This is a genomic window from Actinokineospora sp. PR83 (assembly GCF_021056305.1).
Taxonomy (GTDB): Bacteria; Actinomycetota; Actinomycetes; order Mycobacteriales; family Pseudonocardiaceae; genus Actinokineospora; species Actinokineospora spheciospongiae.
In genome coordinates this window covers 21,536-44,345 of sequence record NZ_JAJCXD010000079.1, presented here as the reverse complement: position 1 = coordinate 44,345, position 22,810 = coordinate 21,536, and the positions used below count along the sequence as shown (strand labels likewise).

Annotated in this window: 25 protein-coding genes; 17 read left to right on the top strand and 8 right to left on the bottom strand. The window is 71.5% G+C overall.

What is annotated here, in order from left to right; all coding sequences use genetic code 11:
• Positions 1-891 precede the first annotated feature (891 nt).
• The 4 genes from L6E12_RS25965 to L6E12_RS25950 form a co-directional block, all read right to left on the bottom strand.
• Positions 892-1,680 (bottom strand): hypothetical protein, encoded by a 789-nt coding sequence (locus L6E12_RS25965; protein WP_236230535.1) that lies wholly within the window; start codon positions 1,678-1,680, stop codon positions 892-894.
• A gap of 472 nt (positions 1,681-2,152) precedes the next feature.
• On the bottom strand, positions 2,153-2,491 hold the full coding sequence (locus tag L6E12_RS25960) for a hypothetical protein (protein WP_236230534.1): 339 nt from the start codon (positions 2,489-2,491) through the stop codon (positions 2,153-2,155).
• Positions 2,492-2,895: 404 nt separating this feature from the next.
• A complete protein-coding gene (locus L6E12_RS25955) occupies positions 2,896-3,252 on the bottom strand; it encodes a hypothetical protein (protein ID WP_035283535.1) in 357 nt (118 codons plus the stop codon).
• Positions 3,253-3,675: 423 nt separating this feature from the next.
• Positions 3,676-4,059 (bottom strand): hypothetical protein, encoded by a 384-nt coding sequence (locus L6E12_RS25950; RefSeq protein ID WP_236230533.1) that lies wholly within the window; start codon positions 4,057-4,059, stop codon positions 3,676-3,678.
• A 367-nt stretch (positions 4,060-4,426) separates the two neighbouring features.
• On the opposite strand from L6E12_RS25950, the gene L6E12_RS25945 reads away from it, so the two are divergent.
• Together L6E12_RS25945 and L6E12_RS25940 are read left to right on the top strand one after the other, a co-directional pair.
• A complete protein-coding gene (locus L6E12_RS25945) occupies positions 4,427-5,797 on the top strand; it encodes a DUF2252 domain-containing protein (RefSeq protein ID WP_236230532.1) in 1,371 nt (456 codons plus the stop codon).
• Positions 5,798-5,953: 156 nt separating this feature from the next.
• The gene (locus L6E12_RS25940) at positions 5,954-6,565 is read left to right on the top strand and encodes a malonic semialdehyde reductase (protein WP_236230646.1); all 612 of its coding nucleotides are present in this window, start codon (positions 5,954-5,956) and stop codon (positions 6,563-6,565) included.
• A gap of 53 nt (positions 6,566-6,618) precedes the next feature.
• Here L6E12_RS25940 and L6E12_RS25935 read toward each other — a convergent pair whose 3' ends face one another.
• Positions 6,619-8,031, bottom strand: a complete 1,413-nt coding sequence (locus L6E12_RS25935; RefSeq protein ID WP_374201949.1) for an LVIVD repeat-containing protein — start codon at positions 8,029-8,031, stop codon at positions 6,619-6,621.
• Positions 8,032-8,193: 162 nt separating this feature from the next.
• On the opposite strand from L6E12_RS25935, the gene L6E12_RS25930 reads away from it, so the two are divergent.
• From L6E12_RS25930 to L6E12_RS25915, 4 genes are all read left to right on the top strand, one after another.
• Complete coding sequence (locus L6E12_RS25930; RefSeq protein WP_236230531.1) at positions 8,194-8,835, top strand: DUF305 domain-containing protein; 642 nt, start codon at positions 8,194-8,196, stop codon at positions 8,833-8,835.
• Positions 8,832-9,419 carry a GNAT family N-acetyltransferase gene (locus L6E12_RS25925; RefSeq protein ID WP_236230530.1) on the top strand — a complete coding sequence of 196 codons (588 nt, stop codon included), beginning with the start codon at positions 8,832-8,834 and terminating at the stop codon, positions 9,417-9,419. Before L6E12_RS25930 ends, L6E12_RS25925 begins: the two co-directional genes overlap by 4 nt.
• A 103-nt stretch (positions 9,420-9,522) precedes the next feature.
• Positions 9,523-11,550, top strand: coding sequence for a threonine--tRNA ligase (thrS, locus tag L6E12_RS25920; protein ID WP_236230644.1), 2,028 nt, complete (start codon positions 9,523-9,525; stop codon positions 11,548-11,550).
• 46 nt (positions 11,551-11,596) lie between these two features.
• Positions 11,597-12,142, top strand: a complete 546-nt coding sequence (locus L6E12_RS25915; protein WP_236230529.1) for an HIT domain-containing protein — start codon at positions 11,597-11,599, stop codon at positions 12,140-12,142.
• Between the two features lie 436 nt (positions 12,143-12,578).
• On the opposite strand, the gene L6E12_RS25910 is transcribed toward L6E12_RS25915, so the two are convergent.
• Positions 12,579-13,136: a YceI family protein gene (locus L6E12_RS25910; protein WP_236230528.1), complete on the bottom strand. Its 558-nt coding sequence runs from the start codon at positions 13,134-13,136 to the stop codon at positions 12,579-12,581.
• 96 nt (positions 13,137-13,232) lie between these two features.
• Between L6E12_RS25910 and L6E12_RS25905 the strand changes: the two genes are divergently transcribed.
• The 6 genes from L6E12_RS25905 to pdxS all read left to right on the top strand — a co-directional run bounded on the left by L6E12_RS25905 (position 13,233) and on the right by pdxS (position 18,536).
• Positions 13,233-13,808 (top strand): MarR family winged helix-turn-helix transcriptional regulator, encoded by a 576-nt coding sequence (locus tag L6E12_RS25905; protein ID WP_236230527.1) that lies wholly within the window; start codon positions 13,233-13,235, stop codon positions 13,806-13,808.
• Between the two features lie 86 nt (positions 13,809-13,894).
• Positions 13,895-14,506, top strand: coding sequence for a phosphatidylinositol phosphate synthase (gene pgsA / locus L6E12_RS25900; RefSeq protein ID WP_236230526.1), 612 nt, complete (start codon positions 13,895-13,897; stop codon positions 14,504-14,506).
• Positions 14,503-15,414 (top strand): phosphatidylinositol mannoside acyltransferase, encoded by a 912-nt coding sequence (locus tag L6E12_RS25895; protein WP_308075299.1) that lies wholly within the window; start codon positions 14,503-14,505, stop codon positions 15,412-15,414. The genes pgsA and L6E12_RS25895 overlap by 4 nt, the downstream gene beginning before the upstream one ends.
• Positions 15,411-16,535 carry a glycosyltransferase family 4 protein gene (locus L6E12_RS25890; RefSeq protein WP_236230525.1) on the top strand — a complete coding sequence of 375 codons (1,125 nt, stop codon included), beginning with the start codon at positions 15,411-15,413 and terminating at the stop codon, positions 16,533-16,535. The genes L6E12_RS25895 and L6E12_RS25890 overlap by 4 nt, the downstream gene beginning before the upstream one ends.
• Entirely contained in the window at positions 16,532-17,512 is a 981-nt protein-coding gene (locus L6E12_RS25885; RefSeq protein ID WP_236230524.1) for an NUDIX hydrolase, read from the top strand. Before L6E12_RS25890 ends, L6E12_RS25885 begins: the two co-directional genes overlap by 4 nt.
• A 121-nt stretch (positions 17,513-17,633) precedes the next feature.
• On the top strand, positions 17,634-18,536 hold the full coding sequence (pdxS, locus tag L6E12_RS25880; protein WP_308075295.1) for a pyridoxal 5'-phosphate synthase lyase subunit PdxS: 903 nt from the start codon (positions 17,634-17,636) through the stop codon (positions 18,534-18,536).
• 81 nt (positions 18,537-18,617) lie between these two features.
• Here pdxS and L6E12_RS25875 read toward each other — a convergent pair whose 3' ends face one another.
• Positions 18,618-19,175, bottom strand: a complete 558-nt coding sequence (locus L6E12_RS25875) for a helix-turn-helix domain-containing protein (protein ID WP_236230641.1) — start codon at positions 19,173-19,175, stop codon at positions 18,618-18,620.
• Between the two features lie 73 nt (positions 19,176-19,248).
• Here L6E12_RS25875 and L6E12_RS25870 point away from each other — a divergent pair, with 73 nt between their 5' ends.
• From L6E12_RS25870 to L6E12_RS25850, 5 genes are all read left to right on the top strand, one after another.
• On the top strand, positions 19,249-19,938 hold the full coding sequence (locus tag L6E12_RS25870; protein ID WP_236230523.1) for an AzlC family ABC transporter permease: 690 nt from the start codon (positions 19,249-19,251) through the stop codon (positions 19,936-19,938).
• Positions 19,938-20,243 carry an AzlD domain-containing protein gene (locus L6E12_RS25865; protein ID WP_236230522.1) on the top strand — a complete coding sequence of 102 codons (306 nt, stop codon included), beginning with the start codon at positions 19,938-19,940 and terminating at the stop codon, positions 20,241-20,243. Before L6E12_RS25870 ends, L6E12_RS25865 begins: the two co-directional genes overlap by 1 nt.
• Before the next feature lie 52 nt (positions 20,244-20,295).
• The gene (pdxT, locus tag L6E12_RS25860) at positions 20,296-20,925 is read left to right on the top strand and encodes a pyridoxal 5'-phosphate synthase glutaminase subunit PdxT (RefSeq protein WP_236230521.1); all 630 of its coding nucleotides are present in this window, start codon (positions 20,296-20,298) and stop codon (positions 20,923-20,925) included.
• A 33-nt stretch (positions 20,926-20,958) separates the two neighbouring features.
• Positions 20,959-21,708 carry a YebC/PmpR family DNA-binding transcriptional regulator gene (locus tag L6E12_RS25855; protein ID WP_236230520.1) on the top strand — a complete coding sequence of 250 codons (750 nt, stop codon included), beginning with the start codon at positions 20,959-20,961 and terminating at the stop codon, positions 21,706-21,708.
• A gap of 97 nt (positions 21,709-21,805) precedes the next feature.
• Positions 21,806-22,318 carry a DUF4262 domain-containing protein gene (locus L6E12_RS25850; RefSeq protein WP_236230519.1) on the top strand — a complete coding sequence of 171 codons (513 nt, stop codon included), beginning with the start codon at positions 21,806-21,808 and terminating at the stop codon, positions 22,316-22,318.
• Here L6E12_RS25850 and L6E12_RS25845 read toward each other — a convergent pair.
• The gene (locus tag L6E12_RS25845) at positions 22,315-22,752 is read right to left on the bottom strand and encodes a cupin domain-containing protein (protein ID WP_236230518.1); all 438 of its coding nucleotides are present in this window, start codon (positions 22,750-22,752) and stop codon (positions 22,315-22,317) included. The two genes, L6E12_RS25850 and L6E12_RS25845, sit on opposite strands and share 4 nt — an antisense overlap.
• Positions 22,753-22,810 lie beyond the last annotated feature (58 nt).

The window sequence follows — 22,810 nt, the reverse complement described above, 5'->3', positions numbered from 1 at the left end:
GGGGGTGCCCGACTTGGCTGGTGTGCCCGACTTGGCTGGTGTGCCCGACTTGGCTGGTGTGCCCGGCTGGGTGGATGTGCTTGGCCGGGGCCCCTACGGCGATCATGTGGCCCAGCGTGACAGGGTGGGGCTGAAGGGATGCCCCACCGCCCAGGCAGGCTTGCACATGATCGCCACCCCCGGCCAAACACATCCACCCACCCGGGCAGTTGGGTAGCCGAGCCTGCGGTTTTCGGGGTGGCTGGTTGTCGCTGTGCCGGTGAGGTTTTGGGTGGCTGGTAGCCGGGCCGCCGGTTGGCGCTGTGCCGGTGGGTTCGCGGTGGCTGGTAGCCGGGTGGCCGGTTTGTGAGGCGGCTGGTTGGCCGCTGTGCCGGATTGCCTGGGTGGCCGCCAGGCCGGCGTTCGGCTGGCTGATGGCTGCGCCGATGGTGTTGGTGTGGCGGGTGGTCAGGCCGCCGGTCCGCTGAGTGGTTGTCGCTGCGCCGATGGTGTGGGGGCGGGGATGGTCAGGCCGCTGGTGTGGAGGGTGACTGGGTGTTGCTGCGCCGGTGGGGGTTGGGTGGCTGGGGCCGAGGCGCAGGTCGGGGGTGAGTCGTGGCTGTGCTGGTGGGGCTGGGGGCGGGCGGCAGTCGGGTCCGGTGGTGGAGGGGGCCTGGTCGGTCTGCTGGTCCGGTGGGGTTCGGGGTGGTTGGTGGCGTGGTGCCGGAAGCGCAGGCGCTCGAACCGGTGGCACGTGGACGTGTCCGGGCAGCGCTGTGGCCGGTGTCGTCCCTGCCGACACCGGCCACAGGTGGTCCACCCGGGTCACTCGCGGCTCGGCCCGAGCCGGGTGCGACCCGCCGAGCCCACCGGGTTGCCGTGCGTGGTGAGCTCGGTCGGGCTGGTCTGGTCTCAGTAGGCCGCCTGGTCCCGGTAGGGCGCCTGCTCCCGGTAGGTCGTGGTCCGGCGGGACCGGCGCGGCCAGGTCTTCGCCCCGAGCATGCCGCCGAGGGCCGCCGCGCCCAGCGACAGCGCCAGCCACAGGGCGCCCCACCCGGCGCTGCTGCGGGCGATCCGGAGGGCGGTGTCCTCGTCGACCCCGGGCTGCGGGTTCGCGCCGACCTGGACTGCCGCCTCGAAGGCGCTGCCGAGGAGGGCGGTGCCGCCGACCAGGGTGAGCAGGAGCAGGGCGGTCAGGCCGACGGCCCAGACCAGGGCGCCGTGGAAGGCTCCCTCGCCCACGCCGCGCCAGATCGCCGACGAGCCTGCGGCGAGGCCGCCGATGAAGAACGCGACGAGGGAGAGGATGCCGCTGGTGACGGCTGCCGCCGTCTCGTGGCCGTCGGTGACGTTGAGCCAGCCCGCCGCGAAGAAGGCGAGTTGCAGCACCAGGAAGACGGGCAGCGCGATCGCGGTGCCCGCCCAGACCGCGCCCCACCGCACCCGGTCGCGGCGGCGGCTCATGCCGTCGTTCGGGTCGCTGTCGACCTCGACCGCGGGGGCGCTCTCGGTGGGCCAGGCCGGTACGCCCTCGGGGTGGACGGGGGTCCTGGGGGACGGGGTGTGCGCCGTGGCGTGTTCGCTCCCCGGGTGGCTGCCGTAACCGGGCGCCCCGGTTCCGGGCACCGTCGTGGTGCCGCGGTCGGGGGTCGCGTAGCCGGGCTCGTACGCGTGGGTGCCGGACATACGTGGATCGGTCATGGCGCCATCTCCAGGGATGCGTGGGGTGGATCGAGCAGAACAGACCGCGAGGGCCGTACTCGGAATGAGCGGTGCGGCGGCCGGGGAAACACGCCAGACCCTGTTTCACCAGGTTGTGGTGGCTGCCAGTGGGACCCCGGCGGCTTCGGTCACGCTCGGTGGTCCGATATCGGGGTGGCGGGCAGGGGCCGAGGGCTCCTCCAGTCCACAGGCGACACCACGATCAGTCCTCTGTGTCCTGCGTTGTCACAACCGTGCTGTGGGGGTGAGTCCACCTCCGCAAGCGTTTGCCACCGGGTTTGCAGGTGCCTGCTCGGTGGCGCTGTCCTGGGCGAGCTGCTGCGGTGTGCGCTGCTCGGGCTTGTGCTGCCCCGCTACGCGAAAAGCGGTGGCGCGGAACCCGTTGTCGGGTTCCGCGCCACCGCGTGTCACTGCTCACGCCTCCTTCGCGGGAGGCGACGAAAGATCCGGGTCAGTTGGACTGGCCGATCCCGTTGTCGAGGATGCCGCCCTGGCCGCAGATGTCGGTGGCGATGCCCTCGTTCTCGTGCTCACCCGCGGAGCCCACCGGCGCCTGGACGCCGTTGAGGAGCTCCTCCACCGGCACCTGGACACCCAGGACGTTGATGTTGTTGTCGCACACGCTGGCGATGACGTTGACGTTGTGCGCCAGGCTGGTGTTGTCCAGGTTGATCAGACCCACCTGCGAGAGCTCGCTGGAGTCGACCGTGCCGGAGTTGCCCACGCCGTCGTGGCCCTGGGGGGTCGGGAGGTCCGCCTCGGGCGCACCCGCCGTGGTGGCAGAAGCCATACCGCCCAGCATGACCATGCCGGCAGCGGTCGCAGCCACAACGGCACCAAGCTTCTTGATCACTGAAAAGTCCTTTGGTAGTCACTAGCTCATGTACACCGGAGATACAGCCGCTCCGCATCGGCGCGAGGCGCGAACGGGCCCAGGGGCATTTCGGAGTCGGCTGCGAAGCGAACGTACAGCGTCCCCGTGGGGGATTCCAGCGGGATACCCGATCGTGTATTTCTGAACGGGTGGGAGTCGTGAGGACCTGCGGTTTTGTCGTTCCTGCCGGAGTGGATCGGGTACAAAGCGAAGCGGTGGTGCGAAGCTCCACACGGGAGTTCCACACCACCGCTTCACGGCCTTGAGATGACGAAGGCCGACCGATCGTGCCGCGTGCGCGGCTTGATCACTGGCTCAGCTCAGTTGTTCTGGCCGACGCCGCCGTCGAGGATGCCACCGGTGGCGCACAGGTCGGGGACCTCGGCCTCGTTCTCGGACTCGCCCGGGGACAGGATCGGCAGGTTGAGGCCGTTGGCCACGTCCTCGACCGGCACCTGGACGCCCAGGACGTTGATGTTGTTGTCGCACACGCCGACCACAGCGTTGACGTTGTGCAGGATGTCGGTGTTGTTCAGGTTGAGCAGGCCAACCTGGTCGAACTCGCTGTGGTCCACGCTGTCGTCGTTGCCGACCACCGGGCTGGCCGAGGCCATGCCACCGAGCATCACCATGCCTGCGGCGGTGCCAACGGCGATAGCACCCAACTTCTTGAACACAGAAAACTCCTCATTGCATCAATGGATCGGCTTGACTGGCAATCGTCTTACGGGTTCCTTATCGAAGGAAATCCACCGTATCGAGCTGAACCTGACTGCCGTGGAATGAACATACATCGGGCGTTCGGCTAAATCCACTTGGCGACACTATCGTGTGATAGTTGATCACAGAGTAAGGAGGAGCCCCCTCAATCGGGTGAGTCATTACCGGTTCGTGGCGGCGGTGGTCCCGAAGAACATAAAAGTGAATTCACTTTCACCGGTACACCTGATCGACCCGACACCCCCGGGAGGAGCTTGTGTCCTTTGTGGAGGAACGCGGCGGTGGGCCCCCGGTCCGGGGGGCCGCGCCCGGTTCGCCTGCGGGGGCGGTACGCCGCGGGCGGCGCCGGAGCGCCGCCCGCGGTGCATCCCCGCCCGCGGTCAGTTCCCCGCGGTGGCGCTGATGCGGGTGGAGGAGGCGCCCCCGTTCCCGGCGACGTCCTCGCCGCGGAAGTAGGCGACGTCACCGTCCTCGTCCGCGACGGCGATCACGTACTCGCTCACGGCACCCTCGGGGCCTGCGGCCGAGTGGGTCCCCACGAAGGCCGAGCCGTTGTCGTCGTCGTCGTGGCGGTAGCCGTGGTGGTGGTGGTGACCGAAGTGGTCGTTGTCGGTGCTCGCCGCGACCTGGGTGGTCGAGGCGCCCCACGGCCCGGCGACGGACTCCTGGGCCTGGTAGTCGTCCGCCAGGGCGGTTCCCGCGCCACCGAGCGCGAGGGGGACGGCGATGGCACCGGCGACGAACATGCGACGAAGCGAAAGCATGGAATTGCCTCCTACCTGCTGCTGCTGCTTGTGCTATTGACCGATCCCCGCGGTGCGGCGCCGGTGGAAACGGGGCGACGCTCCGCAGGATGTACGTAAATCTGCTTGGCCCCTCCCGCGGTCGCTCAGCGAAATTGCTGTGACCAGGGTCACGCGATTTTGGTGCATGACGGACATTTCCCATCCTGACGTCGAACTACGCGGAGCCGGATTCCGCTGATCAGCGCGTTCGACGCCCCCCGTGGTCACCTGGTCGAATGACGCACCTCCCGGTGGTTTAGCAGGCCCCGACCGGGGCTCGGCCCGCTCGCGCGCCGTCGACGATCGGAGGGTTGGGGGATCGACCCGCGGACTGGATGATGTGGACATGGGAAAGAAGGTCGAGGAGGAGGCGGCGCTCGCCTTCGGGCAGCGGGTCGACGCGGCCGAGGTGGCGGCCAGGGGTCGGGCGCTGCGCGACGAGGTGGGGCACGAGGAGCAGGGGGCGCTGTCGTTGGCCGCCGACCGGCCGAGCGCGGTGGAGTTCGTCGAGGCGAGCAACGCCGGGCGGCTGGCCGAGCTGGTGCCGCTGCGGGTGGGGCGGATGGTGGCCTCGCCGTTCTCCTTCTTCCGGGGCGCGGCCGGGCTGATGGCCGCCGACCTGGCGGCCGGGGTGCGGACCGGCGTGCACGCGCAGCTTTGCGGGGACGCCCACGCGGCCAACATGGGCCTGTTCGGCACGCCCGAGGGCAGGGTCGTGATGGACATCAACGACTTCGACGAGACGGTGCCCGGCCCGTGGGAGTGGGACCTCAAGCGGTTGGCGACCAGCCTGGTGCTGGCGGGCCGGGAGGGCGAGGTCTCCGAGGACGGGTGCCGCAAGGCCGCCGAGGACGTGGTGAAGTCCTACCGCAGGACGCTGAACCGGTTGGCCGAGCAGCCGTTCCTGGAGTCGTGGAGCGCCCTCGGCGACGAGTCGGCGCTGCGCGACGCCGAGGCGGACGCGCTGGAGGACGACTTCGCCAAGGCCGCCAAGAAGGCCGGGCGCAACACCAGTTCCCGGGTGGCGGCGCGGTGGACGCACCGGGCCGACGACGAGTGGCGGTTCGTCCCGGACCCGCCGCTGCTGTCCGCGGTGGACGAGGAGGTCCGGGGGGCGGTCGTCGCCGCGCTGCCGCACTACGTCACCTCGCTGCGGGAGTCCCGGCGCAACCTGGTGCTGCGGTACGGGGTGTCCGACGTGGCGTTCCGGGTGGTCGGGACCGGCAGCGTCGGGTTCCGCAACTACCTGGTCCTGCTGCACGGCAACGGTGACGAGGCGCTGGTGCTCCAGGTCAAGGAGGCGCCCCGGTCGGCGGTGGCCGAGGTGCTCGGCCTGCCGCCCGCCAAGCACGAGGGCAAGCGGGTGGTGCACGGGGCCCGGCTGGTGCAGGCCGAGACCGACATCCTGCTCGGCTGGACGACCGTGCAGGGCAGGCACTTCATCGTCCGCCAGTTCCGCAACCGCAAGGGTGAGATCGACCCGACCGCGCTGGGGCGCGGCCACCTCGACGACTACGGCAGGCTGGCGGGCGCGCTGCTGGCCCGCGCGCACGTGCGCTCGGTGGACCCCCGGCTGCTCGCGGGCTACTGCGGCAAGGACCTCGACGACGCGGTCGGCGGGTACGCGGTGGCCTACGCGGACCGGACCGAGGCCGACCACGCCGAGCTGGTGACCGCCGTGCGGTCCGGTCGGCTGCCTGCCGCCGGCGGGGTCTGACGCGGCGGAGTGTCCGGGCGAAGTGGACAGTTCGTACCAAGTGGACATATTCGGCCAGTCGGTCCACGTGGGCGTGGTCACACCAGCTCGGGAATCGTCAAGCGCTCAAGTATGTTGAGTCTGATTGAACGCTTGACTACCGTGGAGGCGGACGACATGACCATCGACCAGGGCACCCGGGAACTCCGGTTGGCGCAGGAGGCCCAGGACCTGCTGTTCCGGGAGGCCCGCACGGCGAACACCTTCTCCGCCGAGCCGGTGACCGAGGAGCAGGTCCAGGCCATCTACGACCTGGTGAAGTGGGCGCCGACCTCGATGAACACCCAGCCGCTGCGGGTACTGCTGGTGCGCTCGCCGGAGGCCAGGGCCAAGCTCGAACCGCTGATGTCCCCGGGCAACCGGGCCAAGACCGCGAGCGCGCCGCTGGTGGCCGTGCTCGCCGCCGACGTCGACTTCCACGAGCACCTGCCCAGCCAGTTCCCGCACTACCCCGGCGCGAAGGACAACTTCGCCGACGAGGGCGGCCGGGTCGACTTCGCCCGGTTCAACGCGCTGCTGCAGGTCGGCTACTTCATCCTCGGCGTGCGCGCCGCCGGGCTGGCCGCGGGCCCGATGACCGGGTTCGACGCCGCCGGGGTCGACGCGGAGTTCTTCCCCGACGGCAGGCGCCGCTCGCTCGTCGTGGTGAACATCGGCAACCCCGGCGACGACGCCTGGTTCGACCGCAACCCGCGGCTGGGCTACGAGCAGGTCGTCGAGACCGTCTGACGAGAACGGCGAAGGCCCCCGCGGGCAACCCGCGGGGGCCTTCGCCCGGTCGGTCAGTACGTGCCCTGGGTCTGCACGTTCAGCTCGGTGGAGCGGTGGAACTTGGCCAGGTCGGTCCGCGGGTCGTCGATCCGCAGCACGTCGAAGCCCTTGCCCAGGTCCGAGGCGTAGATGTAGCCGTTGTAGTAGTACGCCGACCAGACACCGCCGCTCTCGTCCGGGTCGGCCGCCGGGCCGCGCTCGAAGAAGCCGATCTCCTTCGGCGCCGTGGAGTCGGTGAAGTCGATGATCTGCACGCCGCCCATGTACCAGGCCTGGACCATGATGTCGCGGCCGGGCACCGGCAGCAGCGAACCGTTGTGCGCCACGCAGTTCTCTTCCTCGGTCTGCGTGCGGTTGATCTTGTAGAAGCTCTTGAACTCCAGCGCGCGCCGGTCGCCGCGGCCGGTGATGTCGTAGATGCCGTCGGCGCCGCGGGTCGGACCGATCTCCGGGTTGCAGGTGGCCGCGCCGCCGCCGCCCAGCTCGTCGGTGAACAGGACCTTGGTGCCCGCGTTGTTGAACGTGGCCGAGTGCCAGAACGCGAAGTGCTCGTCGTCCTGCACCCGGCTGATCACCCGGGGCTTCTCCCGGTCGGAGATGTCCATCAGCACGCCGTCGCCCATGCACGCGCCCGCCGCCAGGTCCTTCGCCGGGAAGACGGTGATGTCGTGGCAGCCGGTGGTCGCCGAGGTGTAGCCGGTCTCGATCGTGCCGGAGCGGCCGGGGTTGCCGCCGTCGGGGAACAGGTTCGGGGTGGCCACCAGCGCCGCCGACGCCGGGTCGCGCAGCGGGACCTTGACGATGGAGATGATGTCGTGCGGCGGCTGGCACTTGCTCAGGCTCGCCGCCGGGCTGTAGGACGAGACGTAGAGGTAGACGTCCTTGTTCTTCTTGCCCGGCACCAGCGTGTGCGTGTGCGAGCCGCAGGCGGTCTCGACCGCGGTGACGTAGCGCGGGTTGCGCTTGTCGCTGATGTCGAAGACCTTGATGCCCTCCCAGTACGGCTTGGTGCCGTCGCTCTGGGCCACCGAGTTGCAGGAGGCGTCGCTGCGCCGCGAGTCGGTCGACAGGAACAGCAGGTTCCCGCTCACCGAGACGTCGTTCTGCGACCCCGGGCAGAGCACCTGGCTGGTGATGGTCGGGCGCTCGGGGGTCTTGATGTCGTAGATGGTGAAGCCGAGGTAGTTGCCCGCGATGGCGTAGTCGCCGGTGAAGGCCAGGTCGGTGCCGACGGAGCTGGGCCCACCCAGCGGCGCGGTGGCCGGGATGTTGGCGACGTGCCGGACGTTCGGGCTGGTCACGATCTCATCGGCGGCGGGGAAAGCCCCCTGGGCGCTCGCCGAGGTCACCCCCGCGAGGGTCGACAGGGTCAGCGCGGCGGCACCCAGTACCGCTGTGGCCGACAGTCGTCGGGTGGAAGGCACGAGTAGCCCCTCTCGTGGAATGCGGAGACCGCAGTATGACTTCCCGGCCGGGCCTCGGACCAGCCACCAAGGTGGGATGTTTTCACCAGTTATGGGCGTCTTGTAGCCCCTGTCCGTGAACGGGTAGCGTCGGTGATCGTTGCTGGTGAGGGGAGTTGCGACGTGCGATGGCGACTGGTCGCGGCCTGTGCCGCCGCGCTGGCGGGCCTGACCGGGGCCGCCGGGTGCGCCACCGACGAGGCCCCGGCGAACCCGGTCGTCCAACCGGGACTGCCGGGCGAGGGGAACCGGACGCTGTCGGCGGAGGAGGCCGCCTCGAACGCCGCCGCCACCCCGCCGAACGAGGCCGACTACGCCTACGCGCGGGACATGGTCGCCCACCACCGCCAGGCGCTGGTGATGACCGCGCTGGTCCCCGACCGCGGCGCCGACCCCACCGTCAAGGCCTTCGCCACCCGGATCGCCGACACCCAGGGCCCCGAGGTGGACATGATGAACCGCTGGCTCACCAGGAACGGGCAGCCCGCGGTCGCCGAGCACGAGGGGCACGGCGGGCACGGCTCGCACCACGCGATGCCCGGCATGGCCACCGAGGAGCAGCTGGCGGCGCTGGCCGCCGCGTCCGGTCCGGCCTTCGACAGGCTGTTCCTGGAGCTGATGATCCGCCACCACGAGGGCGCGATCAGCATGGCCGACACCGTGCGCCGCTCCGGCTCCGACGTCCTGGTGCAGGAGATGGCCGACAACGTCGTGGCCGAGCAGTCCGACGAGGTCGCCAGGATGCGCGGCATGCTGGGGGCGTGAACGACCACTCCGCCAAGCCCGACCTGTCCGCCAAGCCCGTCCTGGTCGGCGAGCGGGTCCGCCTCGAACCCCTCGGCCCCGAGCACGTGGACGACCTGCTCGGCATGGTCACCGACCCCGCCCTCGACCGGCTGACCGGCACGCGCACCACCTTCACCCGCGAGCAGCTCGTGGCCTGGTGCGGCTCCCGCGCCGAGCAGGACGACCGCCTGGACTTCGCCGTCGTCGACCCGGTGGGCGGGGAGTTCCTCGGCGACCTGGCGGTCAACGACTGGGACCCGGACAACCTGGTGGCGGGCCTGCGCATCGCGCTGCGGGAGCAGCACGGCCGCGGCCTGGGCAGCGAGGCGCTGCGGCTGGTCCTCGACCACCTCTTCGACGTCGTGGGCGCGCACCGGGTGGGCCTGGAGGTCGTCGAGTACAACGAGCGCGCTGTCGCCGCCTACCGCAAGGTCGGGTTCCGCGAGGAGGGCAGGCTGCGGCAGGCCTGGCTGTGGGACGGCGAGCGGTACGACGTCATCGTCATGGGCGTGTTGTCCACAGACCGGCAAACCGGGGCGCGGGCCGTCGGGGCGGGTCGTTAACATCAACGCCGACCCGACACCGCTGACCTGCCCGGGTCGGCCCCGCACCGAGGAGTACACCGTGTCCCAGCCGCAGCCCGTCGCCGTCGCCCCCGCATCGAGCGTGGTGGTGAAGGCGGGCACCACCGCGGGCGCGGCCGTCCGGGAGGCGGGTCTGCCCGGCAAGGGGCCGGACGCGGTGGTCGTCGTGCGCGACCCCGGCGGCCAGTTGCGCGACCTGTCCTGGACGCCGTCGGCGGACACCGAGGTCGAGGCCGTGGCCGCGAACACCCCGGACGGGCGCTCGGTCATCCGGCACTCCTGCGCGCACGTGCTGGCCCAGGCCGTGCAGCAGCAGTTCCCCGAGGCCAAGCTGGGCATCGGCCCGCCGGTGCGCGACGGCTTCTACTACGACTTCGCCGTCGACCGGCCGTTCACCCCGGAGGACCTGCAGGCGCTGGAGAAGCGCATGAAGGCCATCATCAAGGGCTCGCAGCGGTTCTCCCGGCGGGTGGTCGAGTCGGTCGAGGCCGCCAAGACCGAGCTGGCGGCCGAGCCGTTCAAGCTGGAACTGGTCGACCTCAAGAGCAGCGACACCAACGCTGTGGACACCACTGAAATCATGGAGGTCGGCGGCGGCGAGCTGACCATCTACGACAACCTCGACCCGCGCAGCGGCGAGCAGGTGTGGGGTGACCTGTGCCGCGGCCCGCACGTGCCGACCACCAAGCACATCCCCGCCTTCAAGCTGACCCGCGTCGCGGCGGCGTACTGGCGCGGCAACGACAAGAACCCCCAGCTCCAGCGCATCTACGGCACCGCGTGGGAGTCGCAGGAGGCGCTCGACGCGCACCTGGAACTGCTCGCCGAGGCCGAGCGGCGCGACCACCGCAGGCTGGGGGTGGAGCTGGACCTGTTCAGCTTCCCCGACGAGATCGGCTCCGGGCTGGCGGTGTTCCACCCCAAGGGCGGGGTCGTGCGCCGGGCCATGGAGGACTACTCGCGGCAGCGGCACGAGGAGGCGGACTACGAGTTCGTCTACTCCCCGCACATCACCAAGGGCACCCTGTTCGAGACCTCCGGGCACCTCGACTGGTACCGCGACGGCATGTACCCGGCCATGCACCTCGACGCCGAGTACAACGAGGACGGCACGGTCCGCAAGCCCGGCCAGGACTACTACCTCAAGCCGATGAACTGCCCGTTCCACGACCTGATCTTCCGCTCCCGCGGCCGGTCCTACCGCGAGCTGCCGCTGCGGATGTTCGAGTTCGGCTCGGTCTACCGCTACGAGAAGTCCGGCGTCGTCCACGGCCTGACCCGCGTGCGCGGCATGACGCAGGACGACGCGCACATCTTCTGCACCCAGGACCAGGTGCAGGAGGAGCTGAAGTCGCTGCTGACGTTCGTGCTCGACCTGCTGCGCGACTACGGCCTCGACGACTTCTACCTGGAGCTGTCGACCCGCAACGACGAGAAGTTCGTCGGCTCCGACGAGGTGTGGGCCCAGGCCACGGAGACCCTGCGCATCGCCGCGGAGGACTCCGGCCTGGAGCTGGTCCCGGACCCGGGCGGCGCGGCGTTCTACGGCCCCAAGATCTCCGTGCAGGCCCGCGACGCCCTCGGCCGCACCTGGCAGATGTCGACCATCCAGCTCGACTTCAACCTGCCGGAGCTCTTCGAGCTGGAGTACACCGCCCCGGACGGCTCCCGGCAGCGGCCGGTCATGATCCACCGGGCGCTGTTCGGCTCCATCGAGCGGTTCTTCGGGGTGCTCACCGAGCACTACGCGGGCGCGTTCCCGGCGTGGCTGGCCCCGGTGCAGGCCGTGGGCATCCCGATCGCCGACGAGCACTCCGAGCACCTGCTGGCGGTGGCCAAGGAGCTGCGGTCGCACGGCATCCGGGTCGAGGTCGACCTGTCCGACGACCGGATGCAGAAGAAGATCCGCAACCACACCCTGCAGAAGGTCCCGTTCCTGCTGGTGGCGGGTGGCAAGGACGTGGAATCGGGCTCGGTGTCGTTCCGGTTCCGCGACGGCTCGCAGCTCAACGGGGTGCCGGTGGCCAAGGCCGTGGACGCCGTCCGGGCCTGGGTGGCCGGTCGGGAGAACGCCTCGCCGTCGTCGGAGACCTTCGTCGTACCGGAGTGAGTTCCGCGGCGTGCCCCACGGATCGGCCGGGCTCTAGGATCGGTGCATGGTCGATCCGGAGCTCGTCCCCCAGGAGGGTGTCGGCATTCCCGACGCGTTGCAGCGGTTGTGGACACCGCACCGGATGGCCTACATCCAGGGGGAGGGCAAACCCCGGGGGGACACCGCCGCCGGGTGCCCGTTCTGCGGGCTGGTGGAGCTGGACGACGCCGACGCGCTGATCGTGGCGCGGGGCAAGACCGTCTACGCGGTGCTCAACCTCTACCCGTACAACCCGGGGCACCTGATGGTGGTGCCCTACCGGCACGTGGCGGACTACGCGGACCTCACCGCTGAGGAGACCGTCGAGCTGGCCGAGTTCACCCAGCACGCCATGCGGGTGGCCCGGCGGGTCTCGGCGCCGCACGGGTTCAACCTGGGGATGAACCAGGGGGTGGTGGCCGGGGCGGGGATCGCCGCGCACCTGCACCAGCACTTGGTGCCCCGGTGGGGCGGGGACGCGAACTTCATGCCGGTGATCGGGCACACGAAGGTGCTGCCGCAGCTGCTGGGGCAGACGCGGCAGATGCTCGCGGACGCTTGGCAGGACTAGGCCGCGACCTCTGTCTCCGGGCTCCGTCGCCGGGCCTGTGGTTCGGCGTGCCGTGGTTCAAGGGCCGGGAGTTTTGGGGGCGTGCCCGGGTGGGTGGATCTGCTCGGGCGGGGCCCCTACAGCGATCATGTGCCCGGTGTGACCGAGTGGGGCGAAAAGAGTGCCCCACTGCCCAGGCAGGCTTGCACATGATCGCTTCCCCCACCCAAGCACATCCACCCACCCGGGCATTTGGTCACCGGGCCGGCGGTGTGTTGGGTGGCTGGTTTTCGCTGCGCCGGTGGGGTTCCGGGTGGCTGGCCGTCCGGCTGCTGGTTGGTGAGGTGGTCGGGGGCTGCGCCGGCGGGGTTCGGGGTGGTTGGTGGGGGTTCGGGCGCCGGGCAGGTCTGGGGGTACCCCGGCCGACCGGTCCGGGGACCGGTCGGCCGCGCGGGGGTCACGCCGTGCGGAGGACGGCCTCGACCTCGATGTGGATGTCGACCTTGTCACCGACGACGATGACGCCGTTCTGCAGGCCTTCGAAGTTGACGCCGAAGTCCTTGCGGTTGATCTGGGTCTTGGCGGAGAAGCCTGCCCGGGTGCCGCCGTAGGCGTCCGGGCCGAAGCCGTTGAGCTCGAAGTGCAGGGGGACGGTCTTGGTGACGCCCTTGAGGGTCAGTTCGCCGTTGAGGACGTAGCCGTCGCCGTCCTCCTGGAAGCCGGTGGCCGTGTAGGTCAGCTCCGGGTGGTTCTCGACGTCGAAGAAGTCCGAGGACTTGAGGTGGCCGTCGCGGTCGGCGTTGTAGGTGTTGATCGTGCTGAGGTCGATCTTCACCTGCACGCTGGAGGTGGCCGGGTCCTCGGTGGTGACGATGTGGCCGGAGACGCCGTCGAAGCGGCCCTTCACCTTGCTGACCGCCATGTGCCGCACGGAGAAGCCCACCTCCGAGTGCACGGCGTCGATGTCCCACGTGCCCGCGACGAAGTTCGGGATCTGGGTGAGTGCGGTGGTCATGGTTGCCCCTTCCGGTTGTTGAACGCTTTATTAAGCGTTCAACGAGCAACGTACACGCATGCGGTTGAGAGTTCAACCAGGGGGTACGCTGGGGGCATGGCTGAGGAGACGCGGTGGCTGGACGACGCCGAGCGGGACGTCTGGCGGACGTTCATCACCATGACGAGCGCGCTCACCGACTCGCTCGACCGCCAGCTCCAGCGGGACGCGAAGATGCCCTACACCTACTACGAGATCCTGGTGGTGCTGTCCGAGGCACCCCGGCGCGAGCTGCGGATGAGCGAGCTGGCGGGACTGCGCGGGTCCTCCCGCAGCAGGCTCTCCCACGCGGTGTCCAGGCTGGAGGAGGCGGGTTGGGTCGAGCGGCGGGAGTGCCCGACCGACAAGCGCGGGCAGCTCGCCGTGCTCACCGACGCCGGGTTCGCCGCGCTGGCGGCGGCCGCCCCCGGGCACGTGACCGCCGTGCGGGAATCGCTGTTCGACCGGCTCACCGCCGAGCAGGTCCGGGTGCTGGGCGAGATCAGCGCGGCCGTCCTCGGCGGCCTCGACCCGGACATGCTGCTGCCGGGCAACCACCCGCCCGACCCGGCGCGCGGCTGTGGCGGTGGGCACGTCGCCGAGCCCCCGCACACCCCTGAGGTGGGGCGGCCCGAGGTCGGCGCCGACACCTGAGCGGGTGGGGGGCGCCCGGGCCGGGGCGGGCCGGTTAGGCTGCGGGCACCAGGTCGTCTTGCCGGTTAGGTGTCCCCGACAGACTCATGCTCAACATCTTCGCCCGTGCCTCGGTCTCGCGCGCCACCGATCCCGTCGGGGCGTGGCTGGTCCGCCTCGGCCTCACCCCCAACGCCATGACCCTCTTCGGCACGGCGGGTGCCGTCGCGGGCGCCCTGTGGCTGTTCCCCACCGGTCACCTGCTCGCCGGGACCTTCGTGGTGTGGGGCTTCGCCATGTTCGACCTCATCGACGGCTCGATGGCCCGGGCCCTGGGCGGGGGCACGCGCTTCGGCGCGGTCCTCGACGCCAGTTGCGACCGCCTCGCCGACGGAGCCCTGTTCAGCGCCATCACCTGGTACCTGTTCACCGTGGTCGACCACCCGGTGCTCGCGGTGGCCGCGCTGCTCAACCTGGTGCTGTCGCAGGTCGTCTCCTACGTCAAGGCGCGCGCCGAGGCCTCCGGGCTCAGCGCCGACGGCGGGCTCGTCGAGCGCGCCGAACGCCTGATCATCACCCTGGTCGGCACCGGGCTCACCGGGCTGGGCGTCCCGTACGCCATCGACGTCGCACTGTGGCTGTGCGCGGTCGGCTCGGTCATCACCGTCGTGCAGCGGCTGCTCGCGGTCCGCCGCGCCGCCGAGGGGGCCGCCGCGTGAGCGGGCTCGCCGCCGCCGCGTACGGCCTGGGCTGGCGCCTCGTGCGGCTGCTGCCCGAGGCCGCGGCCAAGACCCTGTTCCGCGCCGGTGCCGACTGGGCCGCCCGCCGCGGCGGGCCAGGGGCGCGGCGGCTGCGCGCCAACCTCGCCAGGGTCGTGCCGCAGGCCGGGCCGGAGGAACTCGACGCGCTGGTCCGCGAGGGCCTGCGGTCCTACGCCCGGTACTGGATGGAGACCTTCCGGCTGCCGACGATGGACGTCACCGCGATCCACGCGAACGTCGCCGCCAACATCACCGGCGCCGAGTACATCACCGCGGGCCTGGCCGAGGGCAACGGCGTGGTGATCGCGCTGACCCACTCGGGCAACTGGGACGCCGCGGGCACCTGGCTGGTCCGCGAGCACGGGTCGTTCACCACGGTCGTCGAGCGGCTCAAGCCCGAATCGCTGTTCGAGAAGTTCGTCGCCTACCGCGAATCGTTGGGCTTCGAGATCCTGCCCGCCGAGGGCGGCGCCCGGATGGCCTCGGTGGTGATGGCCGAGCGGCTGCGCGAGAACCGGGTCGTCTGCCTGGTCGGCGACCGCGACCTGAGCCCGCGCGGCATCCCGGTCACCTTCTTCGGCCAGCCCGCCCAGCTACCCGCGGGCCCGGCCTACCTGGCCGCGCGCACCGGCGCGGTGCTGCTGCCCGCGGGCGTGTGGTTCACCGACGACGGCTGGGCCGTGCGCATCCACCCGCCGGTCCCGGTGGGCGGGGTCAAGGGCATCCCGGCCGCCACCCAGGCGCTGGCCGACGTGTTCGCCGCCGACATCGGCTCGCACCCGGCCGACTGGCACATGCTGCAACCGGTGTGGACCGCGGACAAGGAAGCCGCCAGGGCCGCGGCGGCCGGGGAAAGCGCGCGGTGAGGGTCGGCATCGTCTGCCCGTACTCGTTCGACGTCCCGGGCGGGGTGCAGGCCCACGTGCTCGACCTGGCCAGGGCGCTGACCGGGCTCGGCCACGAGGTCGACGTGCTCGCCCCGGCCGACGAGGACACCGAGCTGCCGGACTTCGTGCACCCGGCGGGTCGGGCGGTGGCGATCAAGTACAACGGCTCGGTCGCCCGGCTGGCCTTCGGCCCGGTGTCCTACGCCAGGGTCCGGCGCTGGATCCACGACCACGACTTCGACGTGCTGCACCTGCACGAGCCGACCGCGCCCAGCCTGTCCATGCTGGCCATGATGATCGCCGACGGCCCGATCGTGGCCACCTTCCACACCTCCACCCCGCGCTCGCGCACGCTCAGCGCGTTCCAGTCGGTGCTGCAACCGTTCCTGGAGAAGATCACCGCCCGGATCGCGGTGTCCGAGCTGGCCAGGCGGGTGCAGGTCGAGCACCTCGGCGGCGACGCGGTGGAGATCCCCAACGGCGTCGACGTGGGCTTCTTCCGCGACGCCGAACCGCTGCCCGGCTACCCGAGGGCGGGCGGCACGATCGGCTACGTCGGCCGCTACGACGAACCGCGCAAGGGCATGCCGGTGCTGCTCGACGCGCTGCGCCTGCTCGACGACCTGCCCGACCTGCGGGTGCTGGTGGTCGGCCGGGGCGACGAGGAGGAGCTGCGGCGCGCGGCCGGGCCGTGGGCGGACCGCATCGACCTGCTCGGGCAGGTCGACGACCCGACCAAGGCCCGCGCGCTGCGCAGCGTGGACGTCTACTGCGCCCCCAACACCGGCGGGGAGAGCTTCGGCATCATCCTCACCGAGGCCATGTCGGCGGGCACGGCCGTGGTCGGCAGCGACCTCGACGCCTTCCGCCGGGTGCTGCTCGACGGCCGCGCGGGCGTGCTCACCGCCGTCGGCGACCCGGCGTCGCTGGCGGCCGGGCTGCGCTCGGTGCTGACCGACCCCGCCCGCCGCGCCGCGCTGGTGGCCGAGGCGAACGAGCGGGTCACCGCGTTCGACTGGTCGGTGGTCGCCAGGCAGGTGCTGCGCGTCTACGAGCAGGCGGCGGCGGCCGTCCCGCGCGCGGTCGGGGAGGTCGGGTGAGCGGGTTCGGCCTGGCCATCCTGCTGGCCGGGCTCGCGTTGCTGGTCGTGCTGGGGAGCTGGCTGGTGGGCACGGCCAACCGGCTCGACCGGCTGCACGTGCGCACCGACGCCGCGTGGGCGGCGCTCGACGCGGCCCTGGCCCGCCGCGCCGTCGTCGCCAGGACCGTCGCCGGGACGCTCGAACCCCGGGCGGGCGACCGGCTGCGGGTGCTGGCCGACCGCGCCGAACGGGCGCCCCGCCCCGAGCGCGAACCGGCCGAGAACGCGCTGACCAGGGAACTCGCCGGGGTCGACCGCCATTCCACCCCGCTGGTGCTGGCCGCGGAACTGGTCGACGCCGAACACCGGGTCGTCATCGCCCACCGCGTGCACGGCGACGCCGTGCGCGACACGCTGGCGCAGCGGCGGCGCCGGGTGGTGCGCTGGTTCAAGCTGGCGGGCACCGCGCCGCAACCGGCCTACCTGGAGATCGCCGAACCGCAGCCCGCCGACCTGCCGCGCCCCCGCCCGGCGGCCAGGGTGGTCCTGCTCGACGCCGCCGACCGGGTGCTGCTGTTCCACGGCCACGACCCGGCCGACCCGGGGGACTCGTACTGGTTCACCGCGGGCGGCGGCGTCGAACCGGGGGAGGACCTGCGCGGCGCGGCCGTGCGCGAACTGCGCGAGGAGACCGGGGTGGCGCTGGCGCCGGACGCGCTGACCGGCCCGGTCTGGCGGCGGCGGGTGGCGTTCAGCTTCGAGGGCCGCAACTACGACGGCGAGGAGTGGTTCTTCCTCGCCCGCCTGCCCGAGGGCGCGGAGGTCAGCACGGACGGCTTCACCGAGCTGGAGGCCCGCACCATCGTCGAACACCGCTGGTGGACCGCCCAGGACCTGCGGGAGACCCCGGACACGGTGTACCCGGTGCAGCTGGCCGAACTCCTGCCGGACCTGCTCGACGAGACCTGGTCCGGTTCGCCGAGGACGGTCCGCTGAACCACGAAGTGGCCTGGTGGAATAGCGGCGGATTGGCCTCGGTGAGCGGGCCACCTCGGACGTAGTGTCGGGGGAGCGGCGGTGTGCCGCCACCCCCGACGAGAACTGGAAGGGCCCTCCCGTGTCCGAAACGCAGACCGCACCCGAGACCGGCACCACCCGCGTCAAGCGCGGCATGGCCGAGATGCTCAAGGGCGGCGTCATCATGGACGTGGTCAACGCCGAGCAGGCGAAGATCGCCGAGGACGCGGGCGCGGTGGCCGTCATGGCGCTGGAGCGGGTCCCCGCCGACATCCGCGCCCAGGGCGGCGTCTCCCGGATGAGCGACCCGGACATGATCGACGGCATCATCGCCGCGGTGTCCATCCCGGTCATGGCCAAGGCCCGCATCGGCCACTTCGTCGAGGCCCAGGTCCTGCAGTCGCTGGGTGTGGACTACATCGACGAGTCCGAGGTCCTCACCCCCGCCGACTACAGCAACCACATCGACAAGTGGGCCTTCACCGTCCCCTTCGTCTGCGGTGCCACCAACCTCGGCGAGGCCCTGCGCCGCATCACCGAGGGCGCGGCCATGATCCGCTCCAAGGGCGAGGCGGGCACCGGCGACGTCTCCAACGCCACCACCCACATGCGCAAGATCCGCGGCGAGATCCGCAGGCTCACCTCGCTGCCCGAGGACGAGCTGTACGTGGCGGCCAAGGAGCTCCAGGCCCCGTACGAACTCGTCCGCGAGATCGCCCGCACCGGCAAGCTCCCGGTCGTCCTGTTCACCGCGGGCGGCATCGCCACCCCCGCCGACGCGGCGATGATGATGCAGCTCGGCGCCGAGGGCGTCTTCGTCGGCTCCGGCATCTTCAAGTCCGGCAACCCCGCCCAGCGCGCGGAGGCCATCGTCAAGGCCACCACCTTCCACGACGACCCCGACGTGATCGCCAAGGTCAGCCGCGGCCTCGGCGAGGCCATGGTCGGCATCAACGTCGAGGACATCGCCCAGCCCCACCGCCTGGCCGAGCGCGGCTGGTAGTCGGAGCTTCCCGGGTGGGCGGTCGGATCGGTCCGACCGCCCACCCGGTGTCATGTGGACGGTCGACCCGCGCGGAGCCGATCAGTTGTGCTCGGACACCAGTGCGGCCGTGGTCCCGGCCTCCAGGGCCTCGAACACGTGCGGCAGGTCGCCCGGGTAGCTCATGAAGTCCCCCGGCAGCAGTTCCACCGGCGCCTCCGCGGGGCCCACCAGCGCCCGCCCCGTGCACAGCACCACGTGCTCCACCACCCCCGGCATGTGCGGGTCGGAGACCCGCCGGGAGCCCGGCTCGCTGGACACCAGGTAGATGTCGCGCCGGGCGTGCGGGGGGCTGGCCGAGAGCAGGGCGGTCCGGTACTCGGCCTGTTCCGACCGGACGGCGGGCCCTTCCCCGCGCCGGATCACCTGGACCGGTGTGCAGGGTGGGTCCACGAGCCTGCTGAAGGGGACGTCCAGGGCCAGGCTCAGGGCCCACAGCGTCTCGATGCTCGGGTTGCCCGCGCCCGACTCCAGTTGCGAGAGGGTCGACTTGGCGACTCCCGCGCGCTTGCCGAGTTCGCTCAGCGACAGGCCCACGCGTTCGCGTTCGCGCCGCAGTGAGCGGGCGATGATCTCGCGTGGTGCGCCCCGGTCCGGCATCGCCACCTCGTTCGGCACATCGGTCCGACCGTTCTCCTTGACGAACGATCGGTGTGTGTCCATGCTAGTGGCCATGCGTTCGTTGTGGCGAACACTCGATCCGGAGACCCTGCGGGGGATCGCGGCGATCGCGGGGTCGGCGGCGGTCAGCGGTGCCTCGTTCGGGGCCATCGCCGTGGCCACCGGGCAACCGCTGTGGGTGCCGATCGCCATGTCCACCCTGGTCTTCGCCGGTGGGTCGCAGTTCCTCGCCGTCGGGGTGCTGGCGAGCGGGGGTGGGCCGGTGGCCGCTGTGCTCGGCGGGCTGGTGCTCAACGCGCGGCACCTGCCGTTCGGGCTGGCCGTGGGGCACCTCGTGGGGCGCGGGCGGGTCGCGCGGGTGGTCGGGAGCCACCTGCTGGTCGACGAGTCGGTGGCGTTCGCCTTGGCGCAGCGTGATCCCGGGCAGGCCCGCGCCGCGCTCTGGGGGTGCGGCGCGGGCCTGTTCGCGGGGTGGAACCTGGGGACCCTGCTCGGCGCGCTGGTCGGTGACCTGATCGCCGACCCGGCCGCCCTGGGGTTGGACGTGGTGTTCCCGGTGGTGCTGCTGGCGCTGGTGCTGCCGGTGCTCACCGGGTCGGAGCGGCACGGCAAGCTGCGGCCGGTGCTGGTGGGTGCGGTGGTGGCGTTGGCGACGACGCCGTTCCTGCCCGCCGGTGTGCCGGTGCTGCTGTCCCTGGTCGGGCTGTTCGCGGTGCCCCGGCGCGCGGCGGCGGCGACGTGATGGTCGTGGCGATCCTGCTGCTCGCCGCCGGGACGTTCGCCTTCCGGTACGGCGGGACCGTGCTGCGCGAGCGGGTCGACCTGCCCGAGCGCGTGCGCGAACTGCTCTCCACCGCCGCGCTGGTGCTGCTGGTGGCCCTCGCCTCGACCGCCGCGCTGGCCAAGGGGCAGTCCTTCGCCGGGTGGGCGCTGCCCGCGGGGGTGGTCGTCGGCGGGGTGTTGGCGTGGCGGAAGGTGCCGTTCCTCGTCGCGGTGGTGGCGGGGGCGGGCACGGCCGCCCTGCTGCGGCTGGCCGGGGTGTCCTGACTAGGCTGGTGGACCGGCCGGGGTGGCCGGGGCGGCAGGAGGATGGACGAGGGTGTCGGACGGTCGACCGCTGATCGGGGTGCTGGCGCTGCAGGGCGACGTGCGCGAGCACACCGCCGCGCTGGAGTCCGGTGGCGCGCGCACGCTGGCGGTCCGCCGGGTCGGGGAACTCGCCGACGTCGACGGGCTGGTCATCCCCGGCGGGGAGTCGACCACCATCTCCCGGCTGCTGCAGACCTTCGACCTGCTGGAGCCGCTGCGCGCCCGGCTGGCCGACGGGATGCCCGCCTACGGTTCCTGCGCCGGGATGATCCTGCTCGCCGAGAAGGTCCTCGACGGCCGACCCGACCAGCAGCAGCTCGGCGGGATCGACATGACCGTCCGCCGCAACGCCTTCGGCAGGCAGGTGGACTCGTTCGAGGCCGACCTCGACCTGGCCGGACTCGACAGCGCGGCCGGGAAGATCCATGCTGTGTTCATCCGCGCACCCTGGGTCGAGGCGGTGTCGACCGGGGTCGACGTGCTCGCGACCGTGCCGGACACCCCGGCGGCGGGTGCCGCCGCCGGTAGGATCGTGGCCGTTCGACAGGGACCCGTGCTGGCGACCGCGTTCCACCCGGAGCTGACCGGCGACACCCGGGTGCACCGCCTGTTCGTGGACGTCGTCCGCGGCCGGGCCTGAAGCAGACACGCCTGAGTTACAGACGGAGGAGAGATGAGCGGCCACTCCAAGTGGGCGACAACCAAGCACAAGAAGGCCGCCCTCGACGCCAAGCGTGGCAAGCTCTTCGCGAAGCTGATCAAGAACATCGAGGTCGCGGCGCGGACCGGCGGCGGTGACCCGGAGGGCAACCCGACGCTGTTCGACGCCATCCAGAAGGCGAAGAAGAACTCCGTCCCGCTCGACAACATCGAGCGCGCCCGCAAGCGCGGCGGCGGCGAGGAGGCGGGCGGCGCCGACTGGCAGACGATCATGTACGAGGGCTACGGGGCCAACGGCGTCGCGGTGCTCATCGAGTGCCTCACCGACAACCGCAACCGGGCCGCGAGCGAGGTCCGCACCGCGATGACCCGCAACGGCGGTTCGATGGCCGACCCCGGCTCGGTGTCGTACATGTTCAACCGCAAGGGCGTCGTGGTCATCCCGAAGAACGACCTGTCCGAGGACGACGTGCTGATGGCCGTCCTGGACGCGGGCGCCGAGGAGGTCAACGACCTCGGCGACACCTACGAGATCCTCTCCGAGGCCACCGACATGGTCGCGGTGCGCACCGCGGTGCAGGAGGCGGGCTACGACTACGAGTCCGCCGACGCCAGCTTCGTGCCGTCCCTGACCGTCGAGCTGGAGGCGGAGGGGGCGCGCAAGATCTTCAAGCTGATCGACGCCCTCGAAGACTGCGACGACGTCCAGAACGTGTACGCGAACTTCGACGTGTCCGACGCCGTCATGGCCGAGGTGGACTGATTTCTGGTCTCATGGAGGCCCGGGCGCGCTGCGCCCGGGCCTTCGTCGTCTGAACCGCCCCCACCGAGTCCCCGCCCGGTCCCCAGAGGAGTCCCCGATGTCGCTGGACCACATCTCCGAGGAGGAGGCGGCGCTGCGCGAGTGGCTGCTGGCCACCTGCGAATCCGACGGGCACGCGGTGATCGAGGTCGAGGGCGACGAGTTCGGCGCCCCCTACGCCTTCTCCGTCGGCGCCTGGCGCTGCTTCGGCGCCCCCGAGGCGGTGGTGGTCGGCCTGCCCAAGGACATGGCCCGCCCGCTGATCGACCTCTACGTCCGCCGCGTCGCCACGGGGGAGCGCCTCTTCCCCGGCCTGCCCTACCTGGACTTCTTCGACGGCACACCGCTGGTGGTCGAGCGGGTCCACCAGGCGTTCTACCCCGAGTACCTCGGCAGCGCGATGCTGCTCTACCCGTCCGGGCAGTTCCCCGCGCTCCAGTTGATCGTCGCCACCCCGGAGGGCCACTTCCCGTGGAGCCGCCGCGCCCCGGCGGGCTTCGCCGACTGGCAGCCGGTGCTCACCGACTCGGGCCTGCCGGAGAGCTGGCGCCCGGGGATCGACGGTCCCTAGCGGGTCAGCCGGGTGATCAGCTCGTGGTGCTCCGGGAACTCCGCGAGCAGGGCCGCGCGCTCGGGGAAGTGCACGGTGTCGTCGGTGTAGGGCGGGACGACGACCGTGCCGACCAGCGACCACTCCGGGGTCTCCGATGCCTGCCACACCCCGGCCGGGACCACCAGTTGCGGGCGCTGACCGGCCACGACGTCCGGACCCAGCACGGTCGAGCGCAGGCCCTCGGGGCCCAACAGGTGCACGGTCAGCGGGGAACCGGCGTGGAAGGCGTACAGCTCCGGGTGGTCGAGCCGGTGCCATGCGGAGAACTCCGGGGCGACAAGCAGGTAGTGGATCGCGGAGAACGCCTCGTCGCGCCAGGACTGGCTCCAGCGGCCGCCCTCCACCGGCAGCGGTTCGAGGCCGAGCGCGGCGGTGATCTCCTCCGGTGTCACGCGGCGATCATGCCGGAACGGCCCTCCCGGCCTGTCGGGGTGCCTCGCTAGGCTCGGG

Coding starts and splice junctions, on each gene's coding strand:
- L6E12_RS25950 (WP_236230533.1), bottom strand. CDS start 4,059: ATGCTTTCGCTTCGTCGCATGTTCGTCGCCGGTGCCATCGCCGTCCCC.
- L6E12_RS25855 (WP_236230520.1), top strand. CDS start 20,959: ATGAGCGGCCACTCCAAGTGGGCGACAACCAAGCACAAGAAGGCCGCC.
- L6E12_RS25910 (WP_236230528.1), bottom strand. CDS start 13,136: ATGACCACCGCACTCACCCAGATCCCGAACTTCGTCGCGGGCACGTGG.
- L6E12_RS25875 (WP_236230641.1), bottom strand. CDS start 19,175: ATGCCGGACCGGGGCGCACCACGCGAGATCATCGCCCGCTCACTGCGG.
- L6E12_RS25850 (WP_236230519.1), top strand. CDS start 21,806: ATGTCGCTGGACCACATCTCCGAGGAGGAGGCGGCGCTGCGCGAGTGG.
- L6E12_RS25870 (WP_236230523.1), top strand. CDS start 19,249: ATGCGTTCGTTGTGGCGAACACTCGATCCGGAGACCCTGCGGGGGATC.
- L6E12_RS25965 (WP_236230535.1), bottom strand. CDS start 1,680: ATGACCGATCCACGTATGTCCGGCACCCACGCGTACGAGCCCGGCTAC.
- L6E12_RS25945 (WP_236230532.1), top strand. CDS start 4,427: ATGGGAAAGAAGGTCGAGGAGGAGGCGGCGCTCGCCTTCGGGCAGCGG.
- L6E12_RS25915 (WP_236230529.1), top strand. CDS start 11,597: ATGGTCGATCCGGAGCTCGTCCCCCAGGAGGGTGTCGGCATTCCCGAC.
- L6E12_RS25960 (WP_236230534.1), bottom strand. CDS start 2,491: ATGGCTTCTGCCACCACGGCGGGTGCGCCCGAGGCGGACCTCCCGACC.
- pgsA (WP_236230526.1), top strand. CDS start 13,895: ATGCTCAACATCTTCGCCCGTGCCTCGGTCTCGCGCGCCACCGATCCC.
- L6E12_RS25940 (WP_236230646.1), top strand. CDS start 5,954: ATGACCATCGACCAGGGCACCCGGGAACTCCGGTTGGCGCAGGAGGCC.
- L6E12_RS25905 (WP_236230527.1), top strand. CDS start 13,233: ATGGCTGAGGAGACGCGGTGGCTGGACGACGCCGAGCGGGACGTCTGG.
- L6E12_RS25865 (WP_236230522.1), top strand. CDS start 19,938: ATGGTCGTGGCGATCCTGCTGCTCGCCGCCGGGACGTTCGCCTTCCGG.